Genomic DNA, 26482 nt, shown 5'->3' with positions numbered 1-26482 from the left:
AAAGTATTTTTTGATCTTGCTGCAATGGAAGAGGGAGACAAGCTTAAAATGGAAAAGGCTTTACTTAATATCGGCTATCCGGAGGTATGGTAATGCCATTATCCGTTGTTGATCTTTATAGAGATATACTGCCTAAAACTAATTGTAAAGATTGTGGATTCTCTACTTGCCTTGCCTTCGCAAGCATGGTGGTATCTGAAAAGCATCCAATTGAAAACTGCCCCCACCTGTCAGCGGATATTGTAGAAAAATGCAAAACCGAGCTTGAAAAACAATATTCATCAGGCAAGTGGCTCAAAAAAGACATGGCTGAGGATGCGCTGAAATGGGCAAGGGAACGGTCTGCATCCATGAAAATAGAAGACCTGCCGGACAGGATCGGCGGCAAGTTGATTAAAAAAAGAGAAAAGTATTCTCTTGAACTGCCATATTTTACGGATTTCATCATCATTTCCCGAGACAGCATCACAAATAAAGATGGTTCGGAGCTTACCCGATGGGAACAGGTTTTTATCTATAATCACATGGCCCAGGGAGGAAGCAAGCTCCCCACCGGGAAATGGAAAGGATTTATAGAGTTTCCCAATACTGTCTCAAAGATAAAATCGATGAAAGAACATGTTGAAAAACCTCTTATCGAAAGGTTTAAAGGGAAGTCCGGCGAATTGCTTATTGCGGCTAGACAACTTGGCGGGCTTGATCTGACCGATGAAATCCGATCTGCAGATCTGGCACTTTTATTCAGCCCCCTTCCCAGAATTCCGGTAATACTCATGTTCTGGGATGAAAATTTAGATGATGACTTCGAAGCTGAAGTTAAACTCTTGTTTGACGAGAGTATTTTGAACCATCTTGATATCGAATCGATCATGTTTTTAAGCGAAAGATTAAAACAGCTTCTTTGTGAGCCCTTAGGGTTCGAGCAAAAATAACTTTAAAGAATCGGCGCTCGGATTCAGGTTGAATTTGTGCGTGTAGTACAATGAACTCTAAGGATTATTCTATCATGTCAAATAATAAAAAATCGCTTGAAAAAGGTGATAAGTCTCCCGAATTTACTGCTAATACATATAATGGCAATAGCGTTAGTCTCACAAAACTGCAAAAAGTCGGCCAGGTTGTTCTTGTTTTTATCCGCGGGTTCAGCTGACCATATGAGCGCAGGCATCTGGGTCAGATGCAACAGGATTACAATAAATTTATTGCTAAAAATGCTTCAGTTGTAGTTATAACTCCACACGATGCTGAAAAAACCTTAAAATATTTTTCAAAAAACAATCTCCCGTTTTACGGCATACCGGACCCTGATCATAAGATTGCCAACTTATATAAACAGCAGTGGAAACTCACCAAACTCGGACTCATGCCTGCGCTTTTTATAATAAACAGGGCGGGAAAAATCGTATTCTCATACTATTCAAAGAATATGAAAGATATACCCGCCAATGATTTGATAATAGGTCAGTTGGAAAATTAAGCTATTGATTTGTTATGTCACTTTGCCAATTCAAACAGATTGAATTTGGGTAGTCCCTACAAAACAATGCAGGTTCGAAAAATCAGCTACTTACAAGGTATTGGGACTGTAATGAGATATCTCCAGTTTAGTGAAGAATTCGTAAGTCCCATCTGCATTGCCGGTGTATTATGGTTATACTTTTTTATAAATTTCTCGTTTTCATTGTTAATTCGTATTCGTAAGCTCTTATGAAATTGTATGTAATTATAGTTGAATAAGTTAATCCACATTACATTACTAAAATTCAGCTTGTTCTTGCAATACCCCAGGGTTTTTCTCTGAAGATAGGAGATATGTTGCCTTAGGGTAAGGTTCAGTCTCTCAATAAATGAGGTGTTTTGGCTTTTTCCGGGGAAATCTTTTACAGTACCTTTTACAAAATATTTTTTAACTGTTACAAGCCGACGCTTTATTCGGCGCTTAACAATTTGCAGGTAAGCATAAGGAATTTCAGACATAATGTTTTCGAGCGCATTTTTGTAAGCCGCTAATTTATCTGTAGCGACCTTTAATATATTATCTTTTCCCCATTTGCCCAACTTTTTAATGCCCTTTACTAAACGGTTTGCAGTGTAAGTTGTTCTTGAACCCAACTCGAAACCGATCCAGAATTTTGTTGTTGATTCAAGAGCGATACAAACCCATAATTGTTGACTTTTATTTTTAAGGTAAGACCATAGTTCATCCATTTGGAGAAATACAATGGTAAGTCCGATAGTAAAACAAAGAAATAGATGAAATTGCTGGCTTTTTTGTCCAATAGCTTTTTGCCATTGTTCAATTGTCCTTCGATCTTTTTGAAGTACATCGGCAATTGCATCAGTGCCAAGGCCGTAAGAGTTTAGCTTTGCCGTTTGCTCATATTCTTTAAAACTGCCATGCTTTCCAAAAAGATCGGAATATCCTGTTTCTGAGAATCTATGTTTGCCACCATTGCAGTAAAACATTTGTCTTGGCTCAAAATCGGATTTTGTTATGTAAACTCCATCCTTTGTGATTTTGTTCTCGGTTGATTGATAACATTTGCAGCTTTTCCTGGGACAAAAAAGTGTCAGCAATTCCCGGTCATAAATAGCTTAACTTATTGGAATCATTGAACTTTCAATTTTAGAGTTTGCAAAAACTCTTGTCTGATAACATAATAATATCAGATAGTTAAGACCCGTCCGGGAATTGCTGAAAAAGTGTTAGGGCTGTATTTGCTGTATTTTGCATGGTTGCGATCCTTTGAATAGAGTTTTAACCGTGCTCTACAAAATATATTGCTTTTAGTCTATAGCAATCTTAATTTTTAGTAAAAATCTTTTTTATTCATGTTTTCAGAGACACTTTTTAATCACCTGCATTGTTTTGTAGGGACTACCTGCGTTTGAGCCAATAAATCCAAATATCAGAATTCAAATTTGGGGTTTTATGACTTGGGGGATAACCGCATGCCATAAGAACAGCGTCCTTACTCATGCCAATTTCAACTTCACCTTTTTTTATCCCTGCTTGTTCAGGTGTTGTCAATTTATAAAATTCTCCACCCGCTTCCATTATGTTTTTTTTAGAAAAATATCGATCAAACAATTCTTGCTGTGATATTTTGCAATATTTTTTTGAACGATGCAATATACCCCGAAAACCTGTTTTTGTTACAAACACTATTTTTTTAGAAGTATAATCTGTTATATGCACCTTTCTTCCAATAGGTATCCGTACTCCGCGTTGGTAATTAACGGTTGTCATCGCTTCCGGATTTTCATACCATAAAGGAGCTTTTAAATAAAAATCCTTATTTTTTATCCTTCTACTCGATGTTCAAGTTTTTGATGACGAACTTGCCAAAAGCACTTAGCAAGGACAATATTTACGTGATAGAGAGGGTGTTGGCTCCAATCTACCTATGGTTCTTCCGCTCATATGTTTTCCCGATGGCATAAGTCGGAAAACTTTTTTGATAACTTGCCCCATTTCTTTAAGCTTTTCACCGGGATCTTGTTGTTGCAGCAAAAATTTGACACATTCCATCAAAACATCCATTTGAGCTCTTTTTTGTAGACTTCCCACGGTAAACACGGGAGTTTTGTTCTCTATGCAGGCCTTTTGCTCAGGGTGAAGGAGGAGGCAATGGTCTAGCAACAGACTCAAGATCAGGCCTCGGCTTGATCCTTCTTCGTCATATTGTTTGGCCTCTTGTCCCCATCCTTCATAAAGCTTCCAGTCTTCAAAAAAAACCTCTACAAGCCATCTCAAAGAATATGCTTGAATAATGTCAACTGTGCGCCAACTCACATCAGTGGCAGCTAAGTAACGGTATTCATCTTCCCCTTCATATTTAAGAGCTATCACAAAAAGCACATTGCCATCGTGTGCATCAACCTTAAGGCGGGCACTGCTCACTGTTGCATTGACTTTTTCACCGCCTCGCACACGAATGGTGCAATTTACACCTTTGTTAATCATGTTGAAATAATCCGTAATTGTCTTTTTTTTACCTTTGTACCGTATATTTTGATTTGACTTTAATTGGCTGATAACTTGCACTCCTCCCAAAATATTAGAGGCTCCATTCATAAATTCTTTTGAACCGTATAAAGCGTCAGCCAATACACATTTAACAGTAATTTTAGGATAATATTCTTTAAAATTTTCAAGTAAGAGCAGGGCTAATTGAATTTTTTTCGGGTACTCAGGGTTAAATGCTGGTTTGACAGGACGCTTATTCTTCGGGAGTCCCTTTTTTTTCAATCTCTCTTCTTCTTTTTTCCAGGCACTAACAACTGGATCAGGCATGTAAAACTTAAAACCAATAGGTACGGTTATAGAGTCTGTGACCAAAAGAAGCAAAACAACTGTTTGCCCATTAACATAACCTCCGCTTGCTTTGTGTTTTTGCTTATGAGCCTTGTATATTCGCTTTGTATTCTTAGAACGGGCACGATCAGACTCATCAAAAACAATTACACCATTTGTGATACCATATTTTTTCAAAATACGCCTGACGCTTCCAACAAGTAAATTGTCCCATGAAATCTTACCCTTACGAAACATCCAAGATAGAGCTGCTAATTTATAATTGCCCAGACTCGCCCGTTCAAATTTTGCCCAACATACAGCATTTACCATTAATATACCGGTAAGACAAAAGCTTAGCCATGCTTTCTGGGTAAATGTTAATCCCGCACTAGGTTGGTATTGCTCCAGGCTATTGTTGAGATCTTCAATGTACTGTTTGATAAATGGTGCAGATTCAGTTAATAGCATTATGAATGGGCTCTTTCAAAGTTGTTAATATTTTTAATGGTCGTGATTATACTATCAAACTTTAAATTTAGCTAATCATAAAAACTTGATCATCGAGTTCTAATTTCATTTTGACTTAACGAACCACAAGAGATGAGAAACAAAACGGATAAAGCAACAGATATTGCGAGCTTAAAACCTTTCATTTGTAATCTCTTAAAAAATAGTTATTGAATGTGGTGTAAGTAAACATGTCATCGAACGTTAAAGGTTATAGCATGAAACATACCCCTTATGTCCCCTTATTGCCCCCCAATCAAAGAAGGGCTAACCGATTAACTGGTTAACCCTTTGATTTTATTGGTACGCCCGGCAGGATTCGAACCTGCGGCCTACGGATTCGAAGTCCGGCGCTCTATCCAGCTGAGCTACGGGCGCTGATGTTTAATGGGGTGAGTGAAGGGACTTGAACCCTCGACCACTTGGGCCACAACCAAGTGCTCTACCATCTGAGCTACACCCACCGCAAAAAAAGTATTATTTATCAGATTAATTTTGGTATTTCAAGTGCAATTTCTCTTTAAATCAAAAAATTATTATCCTGAATTAATAAATAAGGGTGTTGCAAAGTAAAAACTTTTATAATAAAATCAATTAGTTAACCTAGAAAAGCCCCATTTTTCCATTATGGCGTAACTACTTGTTTTAACTACCGATAATAACAATCCTTGCAACACCCTTTAAATGTGACATTGAGGTTTATAAACACAAACAGAAAAATATTACACAAAAACTAGTCATTGACCGAATTTATCTTCTGCTATAAGAATATCTGTATTGATCAATCATATAATTAAGGATCTTTGTTGTGACCCGTTTTCATATTTTCATAATCAGAGCAATACTTGGAATTGTAATGGCAGTTGTGCTGACACATTTTTTCTACCCAAAAGCGAATATTTTATATATTGTGGGAATTGGCATTATCCTTGTCGGGCTATCCTATTTTTCAGAATATATACGAAACAAAAATAAGGAACGGTTATAAGTGAAACAGATCATACTTGGTACAGCGGGGCATATAGATCACGGCAAAACTTCACTGATTAAGGCTGTTACAGGCACAGACACAGATCGTTTAAAAGAAGAAAAGCTGCGCGGAATAACTATCGAACTGGGCTTTGCTTCCCTGGAGCTTCCCGGCGGGCAGCATGTTGGTGTTGTCGATGTGCCCGGGCATGAAAAATTTGTAAAAAACATGGTTGCCGGTGCAACCGGAATAGATATTGTTGTGATGGTAATCGCGGCGGATGAAGGAGTGATGCCTCAAACAAGAGAACACCTGGAAATCTGTTCTCTGCTGGATATAAAACACGGTTTTGTTGTTCTAAGCAAGGCTGATCTTGTAGATGAAGAATGGCTGGAACTGGTTAAAGAGGATACAGCTAATTTTTTAAAAGGAACGTTCCTGGAAGACGCTCCCATGATACCGGTTTCATCAGTAACAGGTCAGGGTATCCGGGAATTTATAAAAACACTCGACGATTTAAGCTCTCTAATTCCGGAACGTTCTATATCCAGTCTTTTCAGGCTACCTGTGGACAGGGTCTTTTCCATGAAGGGTTTCGGCACAATAATTACAGGAACTCTTATTTCCGGCCGCATAAGTGTGGGTGACCCTGTCATGATATACCCATCTATGGTCAGTTCCAATGTTCGCGGAATTCAGGTGCATAACAATAGCGTAAATATAGCTGAAGCAGGTATGCGCACTGCCATAAATTTTAAAGGGCTTGAAAAGGCATCTATTAACAGGGGCGAAATTCTTGGGAAACCTGGTGAACTGAAATCGAGCTATATGATAGATGCATCGCTGCAATTTTTAGCCACCAACAAGAAACCTATGAAAAATCGTACCCGTGTCAGATTCCATACCGGTACCAGCGAAATACTCGGTATTATTGCGTTACTTGAAAAGGATGAAATAGCTCCCGGAGAAACATCTGTTGTGCAGATACGTCTCGATTCACCTGTTACTGTTGTAAAGGACGACAGGTTCGTCATTAGAAGTTATTCCCCAATCAGAACTATTGGCGGCGGCCGGATTTTAAACCCGATTCCGAAAAAACATAAAGGTTTTAAACCTGAAATAATAAAAGGTCTGAATGGCCTGATGGATAACACACCTGGGGAGGTTATTGAGTATTGTGTGGATCAATCCGGCCATGAGGGCGTTAATTATTCTGATTTGAGAATCATGACCAACCTTGCGGACAAGCAGCTTAAAAGTATTATCGACGGTCTTTTATCAAAAAGAATTTTAATATGTACAGACAAGGATAATCAGCTTTATATTCACAATAATACTTTTGAAAAGATAAAAAGCAAAATCCTTCAGACCTTAGAGAGTTACCATAAAACCAATCCACTTAAAACCGGCATGTCCAAAGAGGAACTGAAGACCAAATTTCCATTAATAATGGGCTCCAGGCTCTTTAATATCATTATTATGCATATAGAAAAAAAGGGCGAAATAATATCTGAGGATGATACTGTGCGTCTGCCCGGTCATTCTGTTTTTCTGGGCGCTGATCAGGCTGAACGAAAGAAAAAGATACACGAAATATATAAAAAGGCCGGATTAAAGCCGCCCTACTTCAGAGACATCACCAGGCAACTGGATATCGATCCTCAGTCAGCGAAAGATGTGCTCATGCTTCTGATTGAAGAAAGTATAATAATTAAAGCAAAGGATGATCTCTATTTTGACCGGGAGGGTGTAGATATTTTAAAAAAAAAGCTGGTAGATTTTTTTGCAACCAACAAAGAGCTGACCACCCCGGATTTTAAGGAACTGGCCGGTGTATCAAGAAAATATCTAATTCCGTTAATTGAATATTTTGACTCAATTAATCTTACTATCCGTATTGGTGATATACGCAAGCTCAGGCATAAATAACCAGGAGAAATTTTATGGAAAAATTAAAAAGTGTTCCCGGCATAGCAGTTGTTCTGTTATTAGTGATCGTAGTAATATGGATTTTCGCCGCTATATCAGGTTTTTTTGACAAGGATGCCTATGAACATAAAGCTCAAACATACAAAACATCTGATAACCTTATTGCATATAATAATTTCAAATCAGGGGAACAAAGACCTGCTACAAAGCAAGATTCAAGCGTAAATTCAAACTCGGCCAGGCATTTAGATAAGCCCGACACCCAGGTAATTAAAACGGTGGCGGCCACCCAAAAGAATGGAGATACATTTAAGCAGTCAACACAGCATTCGACTGCGCTGCCTAAACAGTTATCAAAAAAGTCCCCTATATCGGTTTTAAAATCATCGCCGCAGGTCAACGGTGTTGCTTTTATTTCTGCTGTTATAAAACCGCTTGCATATGAACTTGATGAACGCTTCTGGGGCTGGAGACCTAATGATATAATAAATATTACAGATAATGTTAATAATTTTCAGCTTGGTGTTCTTGAAATCACACGCCGAACAGTTGTAATTCTTACTGAAAGAATATCCCGCACCGGCTCCAGCGCTGCTTTTAATGCTCACCTTGAGCATGCCATGAACTGGTTCATGATAAAAGCGGACAAATATTGGTTCCCTTCACCCGAATCAAAATATCATGCAGGCTTAAAAGAGCTGGCAGCGTATCGGGATGAACTGGAAAATCACAGGGCTTTTTTTTATAACAGGGCGGATAATCTTTTACCTCTCCTGATGACATATGAAGATTTGCTGGGAAGTTGTGATGAAAACCTGATCAAATCAAAGGAGGATGACGGAACCCGGGTAAGCTTCTTTCAGGCTGATGACTATTTCTTTTATGCCAAAGGTGTTGCAAGCGCCATGGTTACGATGCTGGAAGCTATTGAAAAGGATTTTCATGTAATCATAGCATCCCGCAGCGGTCTGGAAGTTCTTCATCATGCCCATGCAATGTGTGAAACAGCTTCAACTATCTCACCCTGGATAATTACAAATGGCGATATGGACGGGATTCTTGCCAATCATCGTGCCAATATTGCGGCCTCAATAAGCCATGCCCGTTTTTATATCGGGGTGCTGATTAAAATACTGTCGACTTAGGGCAACCATGCCCCTAACAGTATCAAATACTTATTAAAATTTTACCTCTACCTTAAACCATAAAACAATATCTCATAATCCTGATAAATATAATGGCTAAAAAAAAAAAGAAAACTCAACGTAATAAAGATAAACAGGTTCAACCGCAATTTAAAAAACTGAATTTAGATCAGCTTCTTTCACAGGGAAAACAGTTTCTTGCAAACAAAAATCCCAGGAAAGCTTTAAATTATTTTAAGATGGCTTTAAAAAAAGGCGCTTCGGCTGAACAGGTAAATATTTATATTTTCCGCGCTTACCTTTTAAGGGAATCGCAGTTACGTGAAAAAGGTATGGTACGTGAAGCTGAAGCAATAAAAAAACAGGCGAACGGGTATTTCCCTGAAATGGATCAGCTTTCTGGTAACGATATTACATTATATGTATCTACCAGTTCAAATAAAGAAGCTTTAAATGCTTATAATAAATATATTGCTGTACATAAAATTTCACCGGAAACGGAAATAATTTTTGCAAATCGGATTTTTACAGGTCAGAATCCGGATTTCATAAATAATCTCGATGAAGCTTCGCCTTTAAAACGAGACGCGGATACAGCTTATAGAGGAATTTTATTAATGAACGATGGGTTATGGGAAGATGCTCTGAACGTGCTGCGTCCCATACCAAGATCGTCTCCATTTGCCCATATCAGGCTCTTTTGTCGTGCCATGGTTTCTTTTTATAACGAGAATGACGCTGATATGTTTAAAGCTCTTTCGTTAATTCCTGATAATTTTCCTCTTATTTCCATAGTAAAAGGCTTATCTTCTATTTCCAGCGCCGGAATGGAATATAATTCCAAAAAAGAATCATTTCCCCTTCCCCAATGTCTCTGGGAGACGCCTGTAAACCATGAAAGGATTATAGCAGATTTTATCCAAAAATCTGATTTAAACAGCCCGGATCGAACGGCAAAGTTAATCCGCACTATTTCCGACACACTTTATCCTGAATCACCGCAGGTTGTCAGGATGTTATTAATACAATTTATATGGAAAAAAAACAAAGAGGCCGGATTCCAATACGCCTCGTTCAATGATGACAGGTTTAATGCACTTGCAGAAAAAAATTTGACACCCGAAGAAATTAATCAGTTAAATTGTAAAATTAATTTACTATATTCGGAAACACCCTGGGTAAGCGCATCTGAATATATAAAAATTCTAAAGGATGAATTCACTGATGAGCAGGACAGAAAAATAGCTCATTCCATGGTGCTTATACTTACAGTAAACAGAATCTATAATGAGAATATTCATATACCATCAAATAAATATCCCATGGAGCAATATGCTGATTTTCTGGGGATTGAACCTGCCAATCTCCGGAACGATGAAATGATATTAATTGATATGGCTGCCAAAGCCGTGCAGCTCGATCCTTACAATATAAAAGGATATGAAATTCTTGTACAGTTGCAGCGCACTTCACGGTCAGCCAAAGCAAAGGTTGAAGAATCCCTTAACCTTGTCATAAAAGCGCTGCCTGATGATCCTGCTCCATGTCTTGAGCTTGCCACTATTTTATATGAAAAAAATGCCTTCAGAAAAGCTGAAACCATTTTAAAGGAAGCGATTAAAAGAGCCCCCTATGACAACAAGGTTTTAGAGCGGCATGCCCTCTCTTTTCTCATATCAGCAGGAATAAATTTTAATAGGGGTAAATTTCATCTTGTTATAGATGACATTAAAAAAGCAGCGGCCGTTAACTGCAGTAAAATTGCTCCTTTTCTGGCCGAAAAAAAAATATTTTTCCAGATAATGGATGAGCCGAAAAAATCGGACAGCATCATATCTTCCGAAATTAAAGGTCTGGTGCTATATGAAAAATTACGGATATTATCAATTTTGCTTTTGGATTTAACTGCCAGTAACAAAGTTTTTCCAAACAAAGCATTAAACAAAATTACAAAAATATTTAATAAAGAACTGAAGCAGATCAATGAGCTGTCATCTTCGAATATTATCAGTCTCATGGCGCCTCTTGAGCGGGCGTATCTCGCGCTACTGCCGTCAGTCAGGATATCGGATATTTTTATAAAAAGGTGGAAATATCTATCAAAACATATAAAAGATACCGATCTTATCATAATTTTTGATTACATATTTGAAGAAAACACTTTTGGATTAATAGAAAAAGAGATTCATAAAAGAACATCAGGGGCCGTAGAGCCCCAGAGAACCATTATGAATTTTTACCTTGCTGTTATTAAATATATAAATAATGAAAATATTGGTTCATCCCGGTTTAATGCTCTAATCAATAATGCCGACCCAGGTACTCTTAAAGAACTTCAGACAATTTCACGGAAACTTGCAGCCCATACTTCAGGCCCCCTGCAATCAGCCCTCGCCGTATTTAATTTTGATATGCTTGATGGGTTTTGTTTTAACAATATATTTGATGACGACGATTACGACGATTACGATGACGATGATTTTGATAATATTTTTAACATGCTGAATCCGGATTTCGGTTTCGATTTTGATGAAAATGATATGCTTCCTGCGGCTGATATGGCTCTAAAATCAGCAGAGCTTCTGGTTCAATCTTTAGGCATTAAAGGCGCACCGAATGGAATAATTAAGGAATTAAGAAATGCTATGCGTTCCGATTTTAAAATACGTAAGGAGTTTGACGTTATATGCAACATGCTAAAACAAATTAAAGATAAAGAGATATCCCGTGAAGTAAAAATATTGTTTTTAGGAAAGGGGACAAAAAAATAGAATGCTTACTTATTATCTTACCCTTGGTCTTTCACCTGATGTATCGGATGATGATATCCGTAAATCCTATCTGAATTTGGTAAAAAAAAATACACCTGAAAAAAATCCCGGTCGATTCAGACAAATTACAGAAGCTTATGAAAAAATCAGCACCAGAAGAAGACGTATTGAAGCAAAAATTTTTAATGGGCTGGCAATCAGCAATTATGAACAAGCTCTGTATGAACTGGTTACAGCTCGTGAAATGAAAAGAGCACGGGCAGGCTTGCGGGAACTGTTCAAGGCTGAAAAAGAATTGCGTGAAAAATAGGCATCCTTCATTTCTCCGTTGATACTTTTGAAGCTACAAGGGGACACAGATGGGTATGTTTTTAAAAAACATGTGAAGTATTTTTAAAGTGATATGAAGGATGCCAATGTTTCGTAATAAAATACAAAAAAAAATTCAGTTATATTATAAAAAATTCCGAAAAAAAATTATTCTGCCGCTAATTAAGCGGTTTGTAATTTTTTTGTCAAAAATGTTGGAAGAGCGGGATAAACAGGTTGAGTGGAAGGAGCAGGTCATGAACGATTTTGGCTCATGGCTGGCAGAACTACCTGATATACCCCGGGGTAAAAACGAAACCCTGGATCCCTGTGACCTTTTTACGCTTTTATCCGAATTTACAGCGCTGCGACAAGAGATTAAAATGCAGAACCGGGAGCAGTCAAAAACGCTGAATAAATTTACATCTTTTATAGATGCATACCGGGAGACGTCGGAGCTTTTCAGGCAGAGGTCAAGGGAACTGGATGCTTTGGAAGAAAGAATCAGACTTGAATCCGAAAAAAAAACAGTTAAACTTTTTCTGGATTTGCGTGACGCACTTGTTCGCGGATTATCAGCAGCCACAAAGGCAGTAAAATCAAAAAGTTTTTTCCGCCCTCCTCCCAAAGGTATTGAGGAAATTGTGGAGGGATATAAAATGGCTGTACGGCGTTTTGACCGGGCATTATCCATAATTGAGATATATCCCGTTCAGACCGTTGGTCATCCATTTAATCCCAGAACAATGAGAGCGGTGGAAAAAAAAACTGTTGAGGGTATTAAAAAGGAGATTGTGCTTGAAGAGCATGTGTGCGGATTTATACGCAATGATGAACTGCTTAGAATAGCAGAGGTAGTCGTAAATAATTAAGAACTCGCTCAAAGGAGATTTTCAATGGAACCGATAGTTGGCATAGACCTTGGAACAACAAATTCCGAGATTGCTTTTATAATTAATGAGAATGCTGAAATCATCACGGATAACGACAACGGAATTGTCCCTTCGTGTGTCAGCTTGGGAGATAATGAACAAATTATTGTAGGTATGGAAGCGTTGAACAGGGCTATAATTGCCCCTGGGGCCACGATTCTTTCTGTTAAACGCTTGATGGGAACTAATGAAAAAATTGTTTTAAAAGATTTCTCATATCTTCCGCAGGAAATCTCTGCGTTTATTCTAAAGGCCTTGAAAGAAAGGGCTGAAAAAAAAATCAACCAAAAAATATCAAAAGCGGTAATAACAGTGCCGGCCTATTTTACAGATGTACAGCGTAATGCCACAAAAGAAGCCGGAGAAATTGCAGGACTGGAAGTTGTAAGGATAATTAACGAACCAACCGCAGCAGCCCTGGCATATGAAAGCGACAACCCTGATAATCAAAAAATTCTTGTTTATGATCTTGGGGGCGGAACTTTTGATGTATCAATTGTAAGGATAGAAAACGGTATTGTGGAAGTATTGTCCAGCACGGGCGACAATCATCTCGGCGGCGATGATTTTGATATGAAAATTGTTGATCTGCTTGCAAAGCATCTTTCTGAAAAAAATAAAATTTCCGTAACTGATGACAAAACTGTTATGGCAAGGCTTAAACGAGCGGCCACTGCGGCAAAAATAACATTATCAAATTTCCCATATGTTAAAATAGAAGAAGATCATATCGCAAAAAAAAAATGGAAAGATATCCATCTTTCCTATGAGCTTGCGCGCATTGATTTTGAAGAAATGATTGATGAATATCTTTCCAGGACAAACGACTCCATCAGCAAGGCGCTCAAGGATGCTGCCTTGCTGCCGTCTGCAATCGACAAAATCATTCTTGTGGGCGGCTCCACAAGAATTCCTAAAATATCAGAAATGATAGAGGAAAAATTCGGGAAACTGCCACATAGTGAAATAGATCCCGATCTTTGCGTGGCGCTTGGGGCAGCCATCCAGGCCGGCAGGGAAATGGGTATGGATTCATCAAGTATTCTGCTGGATATAACTCCCTATACATTCGGCACCTCGGCCATAGGATATATTGACGGCGTTTACAGCATTACAAAATTTGTTCCCCTGATACGCCGCAATTCCAAACTGCCGGCAGGAAAAAGCGAGGCATTTTATACTGCCGTAGATAATCAGGAAGAGGTGGAGATAACAGTATACCAAGGTGAAAAATCTAATGCCCTCGACAATGTACTTATCGGCACATATTCATTTACCTTGAGCAAAGCGCCGATTGGAAGCGTTATTATTATACGTTTTGAGCTTGACATAAACGGCATCCTGAAAATTGAAGCTGTTGAAAAAGAGACCGGCAAAAAAATAAATGCGGTCGTAGAAAATGCGCTCTCTGAATTTTCAGGCCAGGACCTGGCTGCCTCAAAAGCAAAGATAGAACAGGGCTGGGGAAACAACCCAGAGCCTTTGGATAGCGACAGCCCGGAAACAGGAATACCTACAACAATACCCAAGGAACTTCATAAAATTATAGAACAAGCCGAAGCTGCTCTTGAGGAAGCTCCAGAAGAAGATCGTGATGAGATAATTAATCTTATTGAGGATATCAAGGACGCCGTTAATGCCGACAGACTCGATGATGCCAGGGAGTCAGGCAATGAACTCGAAGAAATTTTATTTTATCTTGGTTGAAGATTATGAAAAGATGTCCAACATGCAATGCTAAATATTCAGGAAAAAGGATTTGCCACCGCTGCAAAACCAATCTGGGACCACTGCTTGATATCAAGGGAATGGCAGCCTCGCACACAGCTAAAGCAAATGCAGCATACAAAGTGGATAATTTCAGCCGGATGCTTTATCATGCCAGACGTTCATATTCCCTTTATCAAACTCCTGAATCTATAAAAATATTTGCATGTGCAGCGTTGCTTAATGAAAAATTCGACCTTGCATTTTTTTTAGGAACGAGGACGAAATAATTCCTGGAAATATATTATATTCCCTATACAATTAGCATATTATGAAACAATCATTGCAATAGTAGAGACAAGGCATGCCTTGTCTCTACCAGGCCATCATAGCCGTTACGCTGTCATGCAGCAGCAAACCCTTTGGCGTGAGAGCACAGCGGGCTTGACCGGCTGCCAGGTACCCCTTTTCTTCAAGATAAGAGACTGTTTTTCCGAATTGATCATAGAAACTCGAACCGAATCGTTGCTCAAATTTTTCAATATCTATCCCTTCAGACGTTCTCAGGCCGAGGAGGATTGATTCCATGATCTGCTGCTCCCTGGTCAAGAGCTCTTTTCCTAAAATCGGAGGTCTGTTTTCAGAAATTAATCTTATATATTCCTCCAGATTCGAAGTATTCCACCAGCGCGCAGGTTCTATATAAGAATGGGCTGAGGGGCCGAGTCCGATATAAGGAATATTCGACCAGTATTTTTGATTGTGCCTTGATCTTCGGTCAGTTCCGGCTATCTTTGCATCTAACGCAAAATTAGATATTTCATATTGCTTATAACCGTTTTCTGCTAAAAAACAGGCTGTTATTTCAAACAAAGTACCAACTGTTGTTTCCGCCAAAGGAACAAAACGGTTATATTTCCGGGCCTGATCCAGGGGAGTTCCTTGTTCATATGTAAGGATATAGCAGGAAAGATGCTCCGGCCTGAATTTAACAGTTTTTTTCAGATCAGCAGTCCAGCTCTCGACACCCTGCTCAGGAAGACCGTAAATAAGATCAAGTCCGATATTATCAAACCCTGCATCACGCGCCGTTTGAATTGCAGATACGCCATCTGCTGCAGAATGTATCCGGCCTAGAAAATTCAGATTATTATCCTGAAACGACTGAATACCAATATTAATCCTGTTTACTCCGGCCTCCTTATATTCTTTTAATCTTTCAAGAGTCACTGTGCCGGGATTCACTTCCATGGTAATTTCTGCAGCTATGCTTATTTTAAATCTTTTATATGCAGCGGAAATAATTTTAGCTGTCTGGGCAGGTTCAAGCAGAGATGGGGTTCCGCCACCCAAATAGATCGTATTAAAAACAAGATCCGAATTGCCTGCCGGCGCCATTTCTCCAAGCAGGGCATTTATAAACTCATCGAAAAGAGTTAAATCGGTAATGGAAAAAAAATCACAATAAGGACATTTTCTCATACAAAAGGGTATATGAATATAGAGCCCGGCAGGCTTACCCGGAGTTTCGGGGTTCATAAAAATCCCTTTTAAAAGCATCAAATGAGTCATCAATAATTGCGGTGCGCATGCGCTGCATGAGGGTTATGAAGTAATAAATATTATGGATTGTGTTTAGGCGGTAAGAGAGAAGTTCCCTGGATGTATAAAGATGACGAAGATATGCCCTTGAATAGTTTCTGCAGGTATAGCACCCGCATTCCGGATCTAAAGGATCGGTGTCATGCCTGAAACGGGCATTTGAAATATTAATAGTTCCGTATCTTGTAAAAAGTTGACCGTTTCTGGCGTTCCTGGTCGGCATAACACAGTCGAACATGTCTGCCCCAAGCGCCACAAGTTCAACAAGATCTTCCGGTGTGCCGATTCCCATCATATATTTCGGCTTCCGGTCAGGCAGAAAAGGCAGGGTCTGTTCCCCAATCTCAAGCATGATTTCTTTAGGTTCGCCCACACTTAAACCGCCCACAGCATAACCAGGCAGGTCTATTTCCATAAGTGCTTGTGCGGAAACTTTTCTTAAATCATCAAACATACCGCCCTGAACAATGCCGAACAATGCATTCTCCGTTCCCGAATCCTCCCAGGCTGTTTTGCACCTGGATGCCCACTTGGTGGTAAGTTCCATAGCATTACCCGCCTCTTCCCTTGACGCCGGATATTTAATGCACTGATCCAAGCACATCATTATATCGGAGTTTAGGCAAACCTGGATTTCAACTGCTTTTTCCGGGGTAAGCATATGGCTTGAGCCGTCAATATGAGACTGGAAAGAATAACCCTCTTCGGTTATTTTAGAGAGTTTAGCCAGGGAAAAGACCTGAAATCCGCCGCTATCCGTCAAAATTGGTCCTTTCCAGTTCATAAAATCATGCATGCCTGAAAAAAGATTGATTGTTTCACATCCGGGGCGCAGATAAAGATGATATGTATTTCCCAGGATAATCTGCACGCCGATATCGAGAAGATCTTCAGGAGAGATCGATTTCACGCTTGCAAGTGTCCCGACCGGCATGAACACAGGCGTTTCGATAATACCGTGGGAAGTATTTATATATCCCGCCCTTGCTTTGGTGGTTGAAGATTTTGAGATAATATCAAAGTTGAACATATTTTAAAGAATCAACATGGCATCGCCATAACTGTAAAATCTGTAATTATTATTGATAGCTTCCCGGTATGCATCAAGTATTCTCCCACGCTCGGCAAAGGCTGAGACCAGCATAAGGAGGGTAGAACAGGGGAGATGAAAATTTGTTACAAGTGCATCAACAACTTTAAACTTGTAACCCGGGTATATAAACATGTCACACTCCCCTCTTCCGGGAGATACTATCCCGCAATTATCAGATGCATATTCCAAAGTCCTTACGCATGTTGTACCTACAGCAACTATGCGCTTTCCGTCGGATTTGGCGCTGTTTATAATATCAGCGCACTCTTTTGAGATGTTAAAACTTTCGGAATGTATTTGATGATCCCTGATATCATTTACCCTGACCGGCAAAAATGTTCCATACCCAACATGCAAGGTAATATTCACCACTCTGATTCCTTTCGATTCAATCTCTCCGAGCAGCTCCCTGGTAAAATGAAGTCCCGCCGTAGGAGCGGCAATGGCTCCTTTTTGTTCCGCATATATGGTCTGGTATGAGACCCTGTCATTATCCCGAATCTCATTATTGTCCCGTTTTATATATGGCGGAAGCGGGGGCCTGCCGATTCTGTAAAGAACTTTTTCAAAGTCAGTATCACACAAAAAACGTAAGGTACAAATTTCATTTTTATATTCAAGCACTTGCGCTGAAAGATCACGACTGAAACTTAGCGTGTCGCCGAGTTTGGGGCGTTTTGAAGATTTGACCAGGCATTTGAAAATCAGATCACCGTTTTTGTGCCCGTTTGCAAAGTCCAAAATCAGTGCTTCCACCTTTCCGCCTGTTTTCTTATGCCCCAAGAGCCGACCAGGTATCACCTCGGTATTATTTACAACTAGAATGTCGGAATCATTTAAAAGACCTCCAAGTTGAGCAAATTCATGATGCTGCAGCGCTCCGGTCTTACGATTCATAAAGAGAAGCCTTGATCTGTCCCTGTTTCCCACTGGTTCCTGGGCAATAAGCTTTGAGGGCAGTTTGTAGCTATAATCTGATATTGCAAACATGTTTCAACAATTGGTGCCTGAACAAAAACCCTATTAATCAAAATAAAACAAGGTAGGGGCGGATTCCATATCCGCCCAAAATGATACAGGGGCGAAATGGATTCTGCCCCTACGCCTCTGCATTTAATAACAAATATCCCCCTAAACATAAAAAAACAATATTTGCTGTACATACAGCAATTACAGGCGGCAGCATCCGGCCATATCCCAGGGAGACACAAAAACTGTAAAAAACCCAGTAGAGGAATGCTGTTCCTATACCAATAGCAATTTTAACCGGCATAGCTTCCTTTGCACCACCCTTGAGCGCAATGCCCGATCCTGTCAGGCACATAATAAAACAGACAAAAGGAAAAACTATTTTTGCATAAAAATCGACTCTGTATTTTTCTGCGTTATATCCTTCTTCCTCTATCTTGTTAATATATGCAAACAGCTCAACTAAACTCATCTCCTCGGATTTTTTTATGACTTTTTTAAGATCTTCAGGCATAATATTAAGCATTCCCTCTTTTTCAGCATTGAATTTTACCCGCCTTTTCTCATCTTTTTCTGTTGGATTCTGTTCCAGAACATCATAAAAAAACCACTTGTCGTCTTTAAAAAGTCCTTTTTTTGCATCTATTCTTTTAATCAAATTGAAATTTTTATCAAAATTATGGATGGTAATTCCAAAGGCAGCCTTGATCGCAGGGTCATAATACTTGATATGAGTTATTGACGATACCCCCTTGATCCAGACATCCTTCTCCTTTGATAGAAGAGTATTCTTCTTCTTAACGTCCGTTAGCCATATCCTGTTTGATCTTTCCGTAGTGACAGGAACAACCACTTCGGAAATTATAAAAAGGAAGAGAGTAAAAAAAAGGCCCAGCAGGAGAACCGGTTTCAAAATGTAAAAAATGCTTGCACCCCCGCTTTTTAGCGCTACCATCTCATTGTTTTTGATCATTATACAGAAGACGATAAGAACGGCCAGAAGAACCGCAACCGGGAGTACCTGGGCAATTATAAAAGGTGTTTTAAGTATAAAAAAGAAGAAAGCTTTGGAAATGGTGACTTTGGCTTCTAAAAAATCATCTATCTTTTCAAAAAAATCGACGACCAGATATATACCAGTAACAACACCCAGTACGATACCGGAAAATTTAATAATCTCTTTCAGGATATATCTGTATATTATAGGCATATTGCAAAATAAGTAATCAACATATAAAGGAACATCCCATCCTTCCCTATTTTCTTTCGATCTATAGATTGTCACATAATTACCCGAAGTTAAAATTTGGCACAAGTCCAGAGGGGGTAGGGGTTCAAAATCTTGAACCCCTACTCCGACGACCGATAACGCAGTGAAATTATTTATGTGACAATCTATATTACTACTTTGGCAAAAATTAAACCGTATGAATCCACTTTGCACGCTTTGGTGAGAGTATGACAAGATGATTTTTAAATTGCTCTGAAGAATGGAGGCGTAAAAATGGTAGAAGAAGCTTTATAGCGTTTTGCGACGTTGTAGGATTGACCTTCAACCGAATTACACCTGAATGCTTGCTAAGAGGGAGGACTACCCAATCACCAAAATGTTCATCAAGAGTCACAAGAATTCGATTTCCAGCAATTGCTTTCTGCAATATTTCATAGTCGTCTGCTCTGGCCTGGCCGACTTCAGCCGCACGAATAACATCATGGCCTTCAACACGCAAAGCCTTAGCTACATCCAGTCGCAACATTTGATCCAGATAAAGCTTAAGAAACTCAGGCACAGGCTGCTCTGATCTCTGTGTGATCAATAAATGCCTTGGCATAAAGCAAGGTTGCCTGAATATCTTCCTTCTTTAATTCCGGATAGCCGGCAAGCAAAATATCCCAAGACTCACTTTCTGCTATCTGTTCTAAAATAACAGAAACAGGAACTCGTGTTCCTTTGATCACAGGCTTTCCATTGCAAACTCTTGGATCAAGCTCAATTCTGTCCATTATAATCATCACAAGTCCTCCTGAAAAGTTTCTCTTATAATAGCTTTCCTATGGCACTGATGTCAATTAATTCGTATCCCATTCATGACATTCGTGGAACTGGTAAATGAAGGATGCCCATATTATTTTTGAAAAATTCTTTTTAAAAAATTGTATAGAAATATAAGATTGACCGGTGAATCTCCAGCGGCTCTCACAAGCAGAAATATAGCGATGCCGCCTATAACAATATCAGGAGCCCACATTCCGATTACAGGTGGATATAGACCAGCCTCGCCAAAAACAAATCCGGCCGACATGAGGAGATAATATAAAAGAATAAACAATAGACCATGCCCAATGCCGTATGAACGTTTTGACGAACTTGTCTGCACTCCTAATGGAACTGCAAGTAACCCCAGGGCAAAGCATGCGAATGGAATTGAAAATTTTTTGTAATATTCCATCTGCGCCTGAATATATTTCTCATCACCGGGAGATTTTTTTTTTAAATAACCTCGCAGTTCTGAAAGGCTCATATCTTTTTCCTTTTTTTTGATCTTTTTAAAATCATAACCGGCCTTGTTAATGTCGAGATTTATATCGTATGTTCCAAAATTAATAGTCTGAACTGATCGTTTGTCAAGATCTACCCTGTTTATCAGGCCGTTATATAAACGAATCTTGAAAAACAGCTTGGCAGGATCACTGAAAATTACACCTTCAGGAGAGAGTATAGTGCTGACAATATCTTTATCTCTCTGATCCTCTATAAACACATCTGCAATGGTTTTGTTTGTAATGTCAACCCTGTTAATATATATCATAACGCCTTTAAACATATCATTAAATGTTCTTTCTTTAAGGCCGATATCAATATTGGATGATGCAATTTCGTATGTCATTTTTTTTAACGCAAGCCTACCCCATGGAACACCGTAGATAGTCATAAAGGTCGTCAAAACCGATCCTATAAGACAAAAAGCCAGCACCGGAGGAAGAAGCCGGTACAGGCTGAAGCCCCCAGCTTTCATGGCGACGATTTCGTTATCACCTGCAAGGCGTAGGAAGGTTACAAGGACTGACACCATAATAGAAATGGGAATTACAAACTCAAGAAAATGGGGAATGGTGTAAAGAAGCAGCATTAAAACAGAGGTGAGACTTATGCTGTAGTTAACTATCATGTTGGTGATATCAAGGATCTTTGCCATCATAAAGACAAAGGTGAAAAACATAAGTGAGATAACAAAGGGTGCCAGCATCTCCTTAAAAAGATACCTGTTCAGTATGGAATTGATATGCATCAATTTATCACCCTCCACTCAAAGCCGAAGGCCGACCCTAAACGAAGCGCTCCTCAAGGCCCTCAGGCCGCTCCTCCAGCGAAGCGCTCCCCCAAAGCCTCCTTAGCCTCACCCACAACATAGAGAGAACCGGCTATACAGACCGCTTCATCCGGCAGTACCGTATCAACAGCATGCTTTACTGCCTCTCCCACATCAGGAATCATACTGACATCAGAGATCATTTTTTCCGCAACCGGATAGAGTTGATCCGGTGATAGAGATCGGTCGATTTCAGGCTGGGTCAGGATTACCCTGCTGCAAACCGGTATCAGACATCTGAGCATATCTTCATATGGCTTGTCATCCAGTATACCGACTACAAGGGTTATCTTTTTGCCTGCCATATTTTGTGATAAATAATCAGCCAGCATTTTTGACGCAACAAGGTTATGCGCTCCGTCCAGGATAACAACAGGAGATTGGCAGACTATCTCGAGTCTTCCTGGCCATTGAGTATTTAAAAGGCCTTCCCGGATTTTTGAAAAGGGAAGATCCAAGCCATTAGATCTCAATATTTCACATACGGCAAGAACAATAGCAGCATTATCTATCTGATGCTCTCCTGGCAAACCGGGACGTATATTGTGCCACTCTTTTTCAAGCCCAAAATATGAAAACATCCCTTTTTGAGTTTTCCTTATCCGAAAATCATCTCCGGAAAAGTATAAAGGAGCTGAGTGTTGTTTTGCGATATCTTTTATTACATCTTTTGCGCTCTTTTGCCTTGCACCGGACACAACCGGAGTCGATTCTTTTATGATACCACCCTTTTCACCTGCTATTTGCGCTATTGTATTACCCAGGTAAAATTGATGTTCAAGGGCTATATTTGATATTATAGAAATCTCGGGATTTAAAATATTGGTGGCGTCCAGCCGCCCGCCCATGCCTGTTTCTATAACAGCCCACTCAACCTCTTCTTTGCCGAATTCATAAAGCGCCATCGCCGTTGCAAACTCAAAAAAAGTCGGCTCCCTGGTTCCGTAGTCGGCATTTTTCACAGCATTATAAGATGCGACAACATTATTGTCGGAAATGTTTTTATTGTTTATCGATATCCTCTCATTGAATTTTACAAGATGAGGGGATGTATAAAGTCCTGCTTTATATCCGGAGGTAAATAATATTGAAGCAATTGCTGAAGCTATCGATCCCTTGCCATTGGTCCCGGCAACATGTATACACGCAAACCGTTCTTGAGGATTTCCAAGATCATCCAGTATAGACCTGATCGTATCAAGGCCAAGCTTGATACCGAATCTCCTGAGCCCAAACATCGACTCAAGACAATTTGCATATATATCCTGTTCGGTCATATAATAAAACCTGAATGAGCTGTATAGATTTTCACATAAATAATTAAATGAAAATCTATAGGTAAAAAAACCCGGTAGATTTAACATTCATACCGGGTTAAATATATTTTACTTAAAAAAAACTACTTATTAGAATCTATTCCTATATCTGGTTCTAGAAGCGGCAATCCTCTGTCTTCTTAAGGCTTCACGCTGTTTACGCCGTTTGTATTCGCTGGGCTTTTCGTAACTTTTTTTTATTTTTAATCGTTTAAAAAGACCGTCGTTTTGAATCTTTTTTTTCAAAATGCGCATAGCCTTTTCAAGGTCATTATCGTAAACCTTGACCTCAATTTCTTTCAAATGTATCGCCTCCTTATTTCCATCGGTTCAAGAGATGGTCATTTTATTAAAAATTACAGACTGTTGGGAAACCATTCCGGCATTTAAGTATATAATGAATCAAGTACATACTACCCATAAACATTATTAATATATTTTGATTGTTTTTTTTGCAAGAGAAAAAAAAAAAATTCACATTATTTGATCTTCCCCTTAGGAACGGGGAAGGAAAATAATTTTTTTTTCAAGTGAAAGGAAGGCGACAAATATTTTCATCAATAACAGGGTGAAACTATTTATGTACGTTCTATATATTCAATTTGTGTTGGTTATTCTTGGCAAATTGCCTGCTATGCCCGTCACGACTTCATAGTTGATTGTACTTGTGATTTTTGCGATCTGGTCGACAGCAATGGATTCATCGCCCTGTTCCCCAAAAACCACCACTTCGTCCCCTGCCATCACATCCGATATGTTACCGGTATCAAGCATTGTCATGTCCATACAGACCCGGCCTGCTATGGGCGCCTTGCAGCCGTGAAGCAGCATATGGCCCCTGGAAGAGAGCAGACGGTTTAGTCCGTCCGAATATCCGATTGAAACAGTTGCAATGGTGGTGGGATTGATCGCTTCATAAGTAGAGCCATAGCTCACCTTAAAACCGGCCGGTACTCTTTTTACATGTGTAACCCTGGTCTTTAATGTCATTACCGGCTTCAGATTTATACGTTCTTTTTTTACTTCACCAGAAGGATAAAGACCGTATATCATAATACCGGCTCGCACCATATCCAGATATGTTTCAGGAAGATCAATTATTGCGGCGCTGTTTGCGGCATGTCGGATAGGAACCTGAAACCCCTTTAATTCAAGCCTGTTTAAAATATCAATAAAAAAGTCAAACTGCCTTTGTGTATAATCCTTGTTCCGCCAGTCAGCACTGGCAAAATGCGTATAAACTCCCTCAATTTCCAGACCTTCCAGGCCGACAGTCGATATAACTTCATTAACAATTCTGTCTATTTTGTCAGACCAGAACCCGAGCCGGCCCATACCTGTGTCGATTTTCAAGTGAACCCTGATTTTTTTCCCGGCTGCCTGGGCGGTTTCGGACAGGGCCTCGGCGCTTTGAAGCGAAAAAACAGTCTGGGTAAGATCGTATTCAATTAGTTTTAAAGCATGAGATTGATGGGTAAAACCAAAAATTAAAACAGGCAGATCAAGCCCCGCTTTTCTGAGTTTTATCCCTTCATCAATCCTTGCAACCCCCAGCATATCTGCACCGCTTTTTTTAGCCTGTTGAGCAACCTCAATCATTCCATGGCCGTAAGCATTGGCCTTAACCACAGCCATCAGACGCGTCTTGGAACTAATAATCTGCCGTATTTCCAACAAATTATAACATAATCTTTCAGTATTTATTTCAACCCATGCAGAGGGAGCAATCAAACTGTCACCTTAAAAAAACAAAAAAAGATTTCTGTTGCTTGTAAACAACTGAAATCTTTTTTTTACCTGCCTTCATTTCTGTAGATTGTCAGATAATAACCCAATTTTAAAATTTGGCACAAGGCCAGAGGGAGTAGGGGTTCAAAATCTTGAACCCCTACTCCGACGCCCGATAACGCAATGAAATTATTTATGTGACAATCTATCTTCGAGGTATTAATTCAAAAATCAAAGATAGTAAGCTTTTCTATAGTGGAATATTTCCATGTTTCTTTTTAATAGTTCTATGAGTAATATCCTGTCTTTTAGTTGAAAGATATTCAAGGCTTCTGATCAAGATCTTTCTTGTATCCCTTGGCTCAATAACATCCTCAAAGCTCCAGTTGCCGGAGGCTTCACGCATTGGATTGGCATATTGTGTAATATATTCTTCCAACTTTTGCGCTCTCATTGCTTGTGGATCTTCCGCCGCCCTTATCTCCTTGCCAAAATGGAGTTCAACCGATGCAGGAGCTCCGAGTACGCCTGCTTCCGCAATGGGCCAATAGTAAACCATATCGGTTTTCATACCCGGGATTGTCCCCATGCCGAGATTCCCGCCACCGTATGATTTTCTCATTACGAGAGATATACGTGGAACAGACATTTCACAAAGTGAATATAATACTTTAGCACCATGACGAATGATGCCGCTATGTTCCTGATCGCTTCCGGGCATGTATGCCGGAGTATCTATAAGCAGTACGACAGGAATATTAAAACAGTCGCAAAATCTCATAAACCTGGTCTGCTTATCAGAACTGTCGACTGTAAGACTGCCGGCGTAAACCATAGGCTGATTTGCAACTATACCAACTGTTTTGCCGTTCAACCGAGCAAATCCGACAACCATCTCTTTGGCAAACTCCGGTTTTATTTCAAAAAATTTGCCATTATCCACAATGACCTCAATAACTTTATGAACATCATAGGCCCTGCTAGCTTTGGAGGATACAATATCAGTCAATTCATCAACAGTTCTATTAGGATCATCGCCGGTATTGACTACAGGAGGCTGTTCATCCGCATTCTGGGGTAAATAACCAAGCAGTTCCTTTAGATTATCCATTAATGCTTTTTCGCTCTCAAATCTTCCATCTGCTACGCCGCTCTTCGTACAGTGAACCTCGGCTCCTCCCAGCTCATCGTGGGTCAGATCCTCGCCGGTAACAGTTTTAACCATGGCCGGTCCGGTGATATACATATGACTCTGTTTATCTACCATAAATATAAAATCTGTAAGAGCCGGGGAGTATACAGAAAGGCCGGCACAGCTTCCCATCATACCGCAGATCTGGGGAATAACTCCGGAACCCTGGGTATTAGGATAAAAGATTGAGCCACCGTTTTTTTCCATCAGCATTCCTATCGCGGTTTTACTTTCGGTTAGCTTGGGAAGTCTTGCTCCTGGTGAATCATGCAGCCCGATAAAAGGGATTCCCAACTGCAGCGCCTTTTCGACTGTTTTGTACATCCTGTAACCACTTAAAACCCCAACCGATCCTCCCCTGATCGTAGGGTCTTGTGAATATACACTAACTTTTTTTCCGTTTACAGTGCCGTATCCGCATATTATTCCGTCAGTCGGGCTACCGTCTTCCAGGCCGATCAAGACAGAATGTTCATGAAAACTACCATCATCTAAAAAATATTCGATCCTTTCCCTGGCAGTCATTCTTCCTTTTTTACGCTGCGCTTCCAGTTTTTTTTGACCACCACCCAGCTTTGCAGCCTTTTTTTTCTCTCTTAACTCATTGATTCTATCTTCAGTAAATTTATCCATAATAATAA

General features: G+C 39.6%; 24 protein-coding genes and 2 tRNA genes. 10 read left to right on the top strand and 16 right to left on the bottom strand.

Annotation, left to right across the window (positions count from 1 at the left end; genetic code table 11):
• Positions 1–92 precede the first annotated feature (92 nt).
• From BuS5_RS06755 to BuS5_RS06745, 3 genes are all read left to right on the top strand, one after another.
• Positions 93–932 (top strand): DUF3786 domain-containing protein, encoded by an 840-nt coding sequence (locus BuS5_RS06755; RefSeq protein ID WP_027353133.1) that lies wholly within the window; start codon positions 93–95, stop codon positions 930–932.
• A gap of 74 nt (positions 933–1006) precedes the next feature.
• Positions 1007–1150, top strand: coding sequence for a hypothetical protein (locus BuS5_RS06750; RefSeq protein WP_157487322.1), 144 nt, complete (start codon positions 1007–1009; stop codon positions 1148–1150).
• Between the two features lie 18 nt (positions 1151–1168).
• Positions 1169–1477, top strand: coding sequence for a peroxiredoxin family protein (locus tag BuS5_RS06745; RefSeq protein WP_051374599.1), 309 nt, complete (start codon positions 1169–1171; stop codon positions 1475–1477).
• Between the two features lie 86 nt (positions 1478–1563).
• Here the strand turns inward: BuS5_RS06745 and BuS5_RS06740 are convergent, their stop codons facing one another.
• The 5 genes from BuS5_RS06740 to BuS5_RS06720 all read right to left on the bottom strand — a co-directional run bounded on the left by BuS5_RS06740 (position 1564) and on the right by BuS5_RS06720 (position 5271).
• The gene (locus tag BuS5_RS06740) at positions 1564–2577 is read right to left on the bottom strand and encodes an IS1 family transposase (protein ID WP_274428116.1); all 1014 of its coding nucleotides are present in this window, start codon (positions 2575–2577) and stop codon (positions 1564–1566) included.
• 301 nt (positions 2578–2878) lie between these two features.
• Entirely contained in the window at positions 2879–3250 is a 372-nt protein-coding gene (locus BuS5_RS06735; protein ID WP_274428115.1) for a hypothetical protein, read from the bottom strand.
• Between the two features lie 105 nt (positions 3251–3355).
• Entirely contained in the window at positions 3356–4768 is a 1413-nt protein-coding gene (locus BuS5_RS06730; protein ID WP_274427660.1) for a transposase, read from the bottom strand.
• 340 nt (positions 4769–5108) lie between these two features.
• A tRNA-Arg gene (locus BuS5_RS06725) sits at positions 5109–5185 on the bottom strand.
• A gap of 10 nt (positions 5186–5195) precedes the next feature.
• A tRNA-His gene (locus BuS5_RS06720) sits at positions 5196–5271 on the bottom strand.
• 524 nt (positions 5272–5795) lie between these two features.
• Here BuS5_RS06720 and selB point away from each other — a divergent pair.
• The 7 genes from selB to BuS5_RS06685 all read left to right on the top strand — a co-directional run bounded on the left by selB (position 5796) and on the right by BuS5_RS06685 (position 14860).
• Entirely contained in the window at positions 5796–7706 is a 1911-nt protein-coding gene (gene selB / locus BuS5_RS06715; RefSeq protein WP_027352825.1) for a selenocysteine-specific translation elongation factor, read from the top strand.
• A 14-nt stretch (positions 7707–7720) separates the two neighbouring features.
• The gene (locus BuS5_RS06710) at positions 7721–8851 is read left to right on the top strand and encodes a DUF2333 family protein (RefSeq protein ID WP_027352824.1); all 1131 of its coding nucleotides are present in this window, start codon (positions 7721–7723) and stop codon (positions 8849–8851) included.
• A 92-nt stretch (positions 8852–8943) separates the two neighbouring features.
• The gene (locus tag BuS5_RS06705) at positions 8944–11622 is read left to right on the top strand and encodes a hypothetical protein (RefSeq protein ID WP_027352823.1); all 2679 of its coding nucleotides are present in this window, start codon (positions 8944–8946) and stop codon (positions 11620–11622) included.
• A gap of 1 nt (position 11623) precedes the next feature.
• Positions 11624–11932 carry a J domain-containing protein gene (locus tag BuS5_RS06700; RefSeq protein WP_035264147.1) on the top strand — a complete coding sequence of 103 codons (309 nt, stop codon included), beginning with the start codon at positions 11624–11626 and terminating at the stop codon, positions 11930–11932.
• A 256-nt stretch (positions 11933–12188) separates the two neighbouring features.
• On the top strand, positions 12189–12803 hold the full coding sequence (locus tag BuS5_RS06695; RefSeq protein WP_198012171.1) for a nucleotide exchange factor GrpE: 615 nt from the start codon (positions 12189–12191) through the stop codon (positions 12801–12803).
• A gap of 24 nt (positions 12804–12827) precedes the next feature.
• Complete coding sequence (locus tag BuS5_RS06690) at positions 12828–14570, top strand: Hsp70 family protein (protein ID WP_027352821.1); 1743 nt, start codon at positions 12828–12830, stop codon at positions 14568–14570.
• A gap of 5 nt (positions 14571–14575) precedes the next feature.
• Complete coding sequence (locus tag BuS5_RS06685; protein WP_027352820.1) at positions 14576–14860, top strand: hypothetical protein; 285 nt, start codon at positions 14576–14578, stop codon at positions 14858–14860.
• Positions 14861–14945: 85 nt separating this feature from the next.
• On the opposite strand, the gene hemW is transcribed toward BuS5_RS06685, so the two are convergent.
• The 11 genes from hemW to BuS5_RS06630 all read right to left on the bottom strand — a co-directional run bounded on the left by hemW (position 14946) and on the right by BuS5_RS06630 (position 26474).
• Positions 14946–16109 carry a radical SAM family heme chaperone HemW gene (hemW, locus tag BuS5_RS06680; RefSeq protein ID WP_027352819.1) on the bottom strand — a complete coding sequence of 388 codons (1164 nt, stop codon included), beginning with the start codon at positions 16107–16109 and terminating at the stop codon, positions 14946–14948.
• Positions 16087–17202, bottom strand: coding sequence for a tRNA guanosine(34) transglycosylase Tgt (gene tgt / locus BuS5_RS06675; RefSeq protein WP_027352818.1), 1116 nt, complete (start codon positions 17200–17202; stop codon positions 16087–16089). The genes hemW and tgt overlap by 23 nt, the downstream gene beginning before the upstream one ends.
• A gap of 3 nt (positions 17203–17205) precedes the next feature.
• Positions 17206–18255 carry a tRNA preQ1(34) S-adenosylmethionine ribosyltransferase-isomerase QueA gene (queA, locus tag BuS5_RS06670; RefSeq protein WP_027352817.1) on the bottom strand — a complete coding sequence of 350 codons (1050 nt, stop codon included), beginning with the start codon at positions 18253–18255 and terminating at the stop codon, positions 17206–17208.
• A gap of 109 nt (positions 18256–18364) precedes the next feature.
• A complete protein-coding gene (gene lptG, locus BuS5_RS06665) occupies positions 18365–19519 on the bottom strand; it encodes an LPS export ABC transporter permease LptG (RefSeq protein WP_157487296.1) in 1155 nt (384 codons plus the stop codon).
• Positions 19520–19652: 133 nt separating this feature from the next.
• A complete protein-coding gene (locus BuS5_RS06660; protein ID WP_274428114.1) occupies positions 19653–20024 on the bottom strand; it encodes a DUF5615 family PIN-like protein in 372 nt (123 codons plus the stop codon).
• Entirely contained in the window at positions 20017–20247 is a 231-nt protein-coding gene (locus tag BuS5_RS06655; RefSeq protein WP_027352815.1) for a DUF433 domain-containing protein, read from the bottom strand. Before BuS5_RS06655 ends, BuS5_RS06660 begins: the two co-directional genes overlap by 8 nt.
• Positions 20248–20360: 113 nt before the next feature.
• A complete protein-coding gene (lptF, locus tag BuS5_RS06650) occupies positions 20361–21524 on the bottom strand; it encodes an LPS export ABC transporter permease LptF (RefSeq protein ID WP_027352814.1) in 1164 nt (387 codons plus the stop codon).
• Between the two features lie 62 nt (positions 21525–21586).
• Complete coding sequence (locus tag BuS5_RS06645; RefSeq protein ID WP_027352813.1) at positions 21587–22882, bottom strand: bifunctional folylpolyglutamate synthase/dihydrofolate synthase; 1296 nt, start codon at positions 22880–22882, stop codon at positions 21587–21589.
• A 129-nt stretch (positions 22883–23011) separates the two neighbouring features.
• Entirely contained in the window at positions 23012–23224 is a 213-nt protein-coding gene (rpsU, locus tag BuS5_RS06640) for a 30S ribosomal protein S21 (protein ID WP_027352812.1), read from the bottom strand.
• A gap of 294 nt (positions 23225–23518) precedes the next feature.
• Complete coding sequence (gene alr, locus BuS5_RS06635; protein WP_027352811.1) at positions 23519–24652, bottom strand: alanine racemase; 1134 nt, start codon at positions 24650–24652, stop codon at positions 23519–23521.
• A 247-nt stretch (positions 24653–24899) separates the two neighbouring features.
• Entirely contained in the window at positions 24900–26474 is a 1575-nt protein-coding gene (locus BuS5_RS06630) for an acyl-CoA carboxylase subunit beta (RefSeq protein ID WP_035264178.1), read from the bottom strand.
• Between the last annotated feature and the right edge of the window lie 8 nt (positions 26475–26482).

Source organism: Desulfosarcina sp. BuS5 (genome assembly GCF_028752835.1).
Classification (GTDB): domain Bacteria; phylum Desulfobacterota; class Desulfobacteria; order Desulfobacterales; family BuS5; genus BuS5.
This window is presented reverse-complemented; position numbering and strand designations above follow the sequence as displayed.